This is a genomic window from Caldimonas manganoxidans ATCC BAA-369, from assembly GCF_000381125.1.
GTDB lineage: Bacteria > Pseudomonadota > Gammaproteobacteria > Burkholderiales > Burkholderiaceae_C > Caldimonas > Caldimonas manganoxidans.
On record NZ_KB906008.1, the window covers coordinates 1 to 1,472 of the forward strand.

The window sequence follows — 1,472 nt, forward strand, 5'->3', positions numbered from 1 at the left end:
GCTGCTGCTATTGCGTCCCAGCCCGCTGGCGCTGCACAGCGCGCTGCAGCCGCCGGGGGCGGCCCACACCCGTGTGGATCCGGAGCTGGTGGCGCCCTTCGTGCCTGAGGGGCTGACGCAAAGCCGCCCGGTGCTGCGCCTGCTGCGCGCCGGCTATGTGCACTTGTACATCCCCAAGACCGATCGGTGGTACAGCTGGCGCGTCACCCCCGAAGCCCACCTGCTGGGGCCAGATCACCCGGCCTTTGAGGTGCCCTCGGCCGACACCGTGTGCACCCGCCCCGAGCACAACCCTTCGGGATTCGGGTTGCTGTACATTCCACAGGCGCACGAACTCATCGGCCAATCCATCTGGTTGGCCTTCAGCGCCAACCTCTGGAGCGACAAGCTCAAGGCGCGCAACCGTGCCAATGCGCAAGCCATGGTGGAAGTGCGCCTGGGCTCGGCCACGGCGCCGGCCTTCAAGCCAGATGTGCACAATCTCAAACGCCAGCTGCTCGAATGCAACGTGCCGGCCTGGTATTTGCCGCAGATCGAAGCCAAGCTGCAGCCGACGTATCCCTTCCGCAGCCTGGCCAAGCCCCAGCAGATCGAGCACCTGGTCCAGACCCTGCGGCAAGCCGCCGCTGCGCACCCCAAGACCGCCGGTCACGAGCTGGCCGTGGTCCTGCCCGACCCGCTGGGCTATGCGGCTGAACTCAATGCCCTGCGCCTGGCGCGCCATGAGCTGACCAAGCAAGCGCTGGCGCAGCCCGAGCATGCCTACCCCATGGCCAGCCTGCACCTGCTCGAAGGCTTGCGCCAATCCATCATCGACGACATGGAGGCCCGCAGCAGGCAGCTGGAAGACCTGGTGATGAGCCGCGGGGCGTTCGAAGACATCATGCGTGTGCAACCCAACCCGCGCGGTTGGCCCGCCAACGCCCGCTGGGAGCCGCTGACCGAGCGGCAAGACATCTTGCGGTACGGCCCCGGCATGGGCCGGGTGGTGTTCCCTGATCGGGTCGAGCGCTGGGCCCTTGCTGCGGCGCAGCGCACTTGGCAGCGCTACCGCAAGTATGTGGACGAAGACCGCATCGAGCGCTGGAAGCAGCAGTTCGAGCAGACCCTGCGCGTGACCCATGCACAGCCACAGGCGCGGCTGGAAGCCGACTGGATGACTGCGCTGCGATCAGCGCAGCTGCAGCGCTACTTGCGCCTGCACTTTGACGACCAAGACCCCAACGCCCTGGGCACCGCGCAGGACCACAGCCCGGGCGAAGCCTTTGCATGCGAAGTGGCCAGCGCCTGGACGCCGGCGCCGCTGAGCGATGACGCCGCGGTGAACGAGACCTACTGGGCCCAACTGCAAAAAGCCCCCACCGAGCCCGACGCCCATGTCTGGCACGCTCTGCTGGGCAACCAGGCGCAGCTCAAGCAAGAAGTGGCTCAGTATCTGCTGGAGCAACGCTCCGACAAGCTGCTCGACCTGG

1 protein-coding gene is annotated in these 1,472 nt (G+C 67.1%); it reads left to right on the forward strand.

Going from position 1 to position 1,472, the window contains the following annotated elements; genetic code table 11:
• Window positions 1-1,472 (forward strand): toxin VasX (locus tag F615_RS20255; protein WP_019562401.1); only part of this gene is annotated, 1,472 nt, incomplete at both ends.